Here is a 3,450-nt window from a genome sequence, read left to right as displayed (position 1 = left end):
GCCTTGACGCCGTCCCAGCCCTGGATGGTGCGCTCCAGCTCTCCCTGCAGGGCGCGCTGGCGGTTCAGCTGCTGAACGAAGTCGGTCTGGCCCAGCGCGCTGCCGGTGTCGAAGATCTCGTAACCGACCGAACCGGAGGTCACGAGGCCCTTGGTGAAGATCAGCTGGCGGGCGGCGTTGACCTTGTCGCGGGCGACATAGATCGTCGAACCGTCGCTCTTGGTCTCATATTTGATGTTGGCGGCGTCGAGCGCCTGGGTGGCGGCGGCGGATTCCTTGGGATCGACATTGGACAGCAGCAGCTCGTTGGGCTGCTTGCTCATCATCATCATCACGGCGGCGATCACGGCGATCGCGCCCACCACGACGCCGATGAGGGCGGCCAGACGGCCGACGCCAAACCTCTGAATCGCGCTGAGGAACTTATCCAACCTACGCCCTACCCCTGAAGGCGTCCCGACGAGGACGCTTAGCCGCTGCGCGCCGGAGCACGCCGTCGCTAGGCAGGATTTACCCAGTGCAAGGTAAACGGGTCGTTTACAAAAGGCCCCTGCAAGAGGGACCCGGGGGCGCCAAAAGGTCGCGGCCGCGCCCCGAGGGACGCGGCCGCTGATCTGTAGAACTCGAACCGCTGGAGGGTCGAAACCCTTGCGCGGCCTACGCTTTCAGTCCCGCGAACTAGCGGTACTGCTGAAGCCGCGTGGTCCGAAGACCCGCCAGGCCGTGACGTTCGATCGATTGTTGCCAGGCGAGGAACTCCTCGTTGGTCAACTTGTACCGATCGCACGCCTCGTCGAGCGAGAGGAGACCACCGCGAACGGCGGCCACCACCTCGGCCTTGCGCCGGATCACCCAACGTTGGGTTTCCGGAGGCGGCAAATCCGAGAGAGTTAGCGGCGCGCCGGTCGGACCGATCACGTACTTCTCACCCCGGCTGTTCGTGCGCTGCTGCTGCAACATGGCTTTACGCCTTTCCCACAACCATCACTGTTGGAGAGGAATATAGGCGCCGGGAAATAACAGGCGCTTAATTCCAATAGTAAAGAAAGACTGAAACAAAGGCTTTCTCCCCACTCTCGTGATGTATCAATGTGACACAGGGTAATTAAAGTCAGTTAAGACCTGTAATTACCGCTTAATGCTCAGAAGCTCTTCTAGCATCTGGTCAGCGGTGGTGATGATCTTCGACGAAGCCGAATAGGCTCTCTGTGTCGTGATCAACCCCGTGAACTCGGTCGACAAGTCGACCGTCGAAGCTTCCAGCGTGGACGGAGCAATCACGCCCGCGCCGCCGCCACCCGGAGTCTTCAAGCTATAGGTGCCGCTTTCATTGGTGACGCGATATGCATTTCCGTTCACCCCCTTCAATCCGTTGGGGTTGGAGAAGGTCGCGATCGCTACCTGTGCGATCCGGCGGGTCACGCCGTTGTCGAAGATCGCCGAGACATAGCCCTGGTCGTCGACCTCGATGTTGGTCAGGTTGCCGAAGGCGGTGCCGTTGGTGTTGACCGACTGGACCACCGACTGGCTGTTGTACTGGGTCAGGCCGCCGGCGGCGCTGGCCAGGTCGATCTGGATGTTCTGGGTGTCGATGCCCAGGCCGTCGGCCCAGCGCGGCGGCGTCACGGCGGGGGGGGCCAGGTTGGCCACGGCCGGATCGGACGCGCCGATGTTGATCGCCGTCGGGGTCACGCCGCCGAACAGATTGCCAACCGAGCTCAGCTTGCCGTCGGTGGTGAAGGTGATCTTGCCCGAGCTGATCTGACCGTTGGTGTTGTTGTCCAGGTCGCCCGGCTTGGCGCGCAGTTCGGCGAACCATTCGTTGGGGCCCGGACCCTTCAGCAGCGACAGGGTGACGGTGCGCTGGCCGCCCTTGGAGTCCGAGACCGGGATCTGGATCTCGAAGTCCGGCTTGACGCCCGTGGTCGGGTCCTTGGCGTAGTCCGACATCGAGCGGGTCGTCGGATCGTAGGCCCCGCTGTTGACGGCGTCGGTCTTGTTGTTCACGCCCAGCTGGGTCTGGGTCAGGGTCACGGCGGGCGGGCCGGCGGCGATCTGCACGTTCGGCGCGGTGCCGGGCAGCGTGGAGGTCACCAGGGCGCCGGTGGCCGGGTTGTAGGTGTTGACGCCCTTGGCGACGGTGACGCCGGCCTGGCGGACCTCGACGGCGTACTCGTTGCCGTTGCCGGTCGGGCTGTAATAGACCGAATAGTTGTTGGTCGCGCCGCTGCTGTCCAGCAGGGCGGCCTTGGCCATCACGGCGTTGGCCGCGGCCGAGACCGGCTGTTCCGAGCGCAGGTTGGCGTTGACGCCGACGCGGGTGGTCTTCTCGGYGGTGCCGCCGACCGTGCCGACATTGATCGACGACAGCTGGGTCAGGTCCGACGGATCGGGGGTGATCGTGCCGGTCACCGGGTCGGCCAGCCAGCCCTGCAGATAGAGGCCGGCGTCGTTGCGCAGGTAGCCCAGATTGTCGAGCTGGAACGAGCCGGCGCGCGTGAACGAGCGGCTGTCGGTGGCGGTCAGGCCTTCCGGCTTCTCGGTGCCGACGAAGAAGCCCGAGCCGGCGATCGACAGGTCCAGGTTCGAGGTGGTGGCCTGGGTCAGGCCCTGCTGGCTGACGAACTGGTGGGTCTGGGCCCGCACGCCGCCGGCGCTGTAGGTGGCGTTCTTGCTCTGCGAGGTGACCAGCGTCGAGAAGTTGGCCGAGCTGCGCTTGTAGCCGACGGTGTTGACGTTGGCGATGTTGTCCGAAATCGCGGCCAGGGCCGACGAGTTGGAGATCAGGCCGGAAACCCCGGCAAGCATGGCGCTGTTGATGCTCATGACTACGATCCTGCGATGAAATTCAAAGGTTTGAGGGTTCAGCGCGGTTTGCGTTTGGGCCTCTGCTTCCATCGGGAAGGCTGGAGACCGCGTCGGCGTCATTCTGACGCCCATTCATCTCGTGACGGCCGCTAGGTGGTCGCCGTGGGGGCGTTGGTGACGCCGATCACGGAGTCGAGGGGCACCTTCGTGTCGCCGATCCAGACCATGTTGACGCCGCTCTCGTTGGTGACCTTGGTGACGACGCCTTCGATGCGTCCCTTGGCCGTCGTGGTGATCTTCGAGCCTTCCGAGTCCGTCGCGGTCACCTTGATGGTGTATTCGCCGCCTTCGGGCTGCTGGACGCCTTCCGGCGTGCTCTTGCCGTCCCACTTGAAGGTGTGGTCGCCGCCCGACATGTCGTCGGGCAGAACCGAGGCGATCGTCTTGCCGAACTTGTCGAGGACCTCGATCTTCACCCCGGTGGCCGAACGGCTCTGGTTGTAGCTCCAGCTCGCCTCTTTGTTCTTGAGCACCGACTTGTCGGTCTCGGCGGTGACCTGCTTGCCCATCAGGTTGACGCCCTCGCTGATGCCGCCGCCCGTGCTCATGCCGACCAGGGCCGCCAGCAGGTCGTTGGTGACC

Annotated in this window: 3 protein-coding genes and 1 pseudogene; all 4 read right to left on the bottom strand. The window is 64.2% G+C overall.

Annotated elements, in window-relative coordinates; genetic code table 11:
* Positions 1-431 (bottom strand): annotated as a pseudogene (locus tag AC1DZ6_RS21715) (flagellar basal-body MS-ring/collar protein FliF); the annotation flags it as partial.
* A gap of 247 nt (positions 432-678) precedes the next feature.
* Positions 679-960: a CtrA inhibitor SciP gene (gene sciP / locus AC1DZ6_RS21710; protein WP_056439427.1), complete on the bottom strand. Its 282-nt coding sequence runs from the start codon at positions 958-960 to the stop codon at positions 679-681.
* Positions 961-1,128: 168 nt separating this feature from the next.
* A complete protein-coding gene (flgE, locus tag AC1DZ6_RS21705) occupies positions 1,129-2,826 on the bottom strand; it encodes a flagellar hook protein FlgE (RefSeq protein ID WP_477099204.1) in 1,698 nt (565 codons plus the stop codon).
* A 131-nt stretch (positions 2,827-2,957) separates the two neighbouring features.
* Positions 2,958-3,450: flagellar hook assembly protein FlgD (locus AC1DZ6_RS21700; RefSeq protein WP_477099203.1), on the bottom strand; the 493-nt coding region annotated here is incomplete at its 5' end.

It is taken from the genome of Caulobacter sp. P1_B12_2 (genome assembly GCF_056406675.1).
The sequence above is the reverse complement of the archived record's forward strand: the minus strand, read 5'-3'. Positions and strand labels throughout refer to the sequence as shown.

Excerpts from the sequence above, each read along its gene's own strand:
- sciP (WP_056439427.1), bottom strand. The coding sequence starts at position 960 with ATGTTGCAGCAGCAGCGCACGAACAGCCGGGGTGAGAAGTACGTGATC.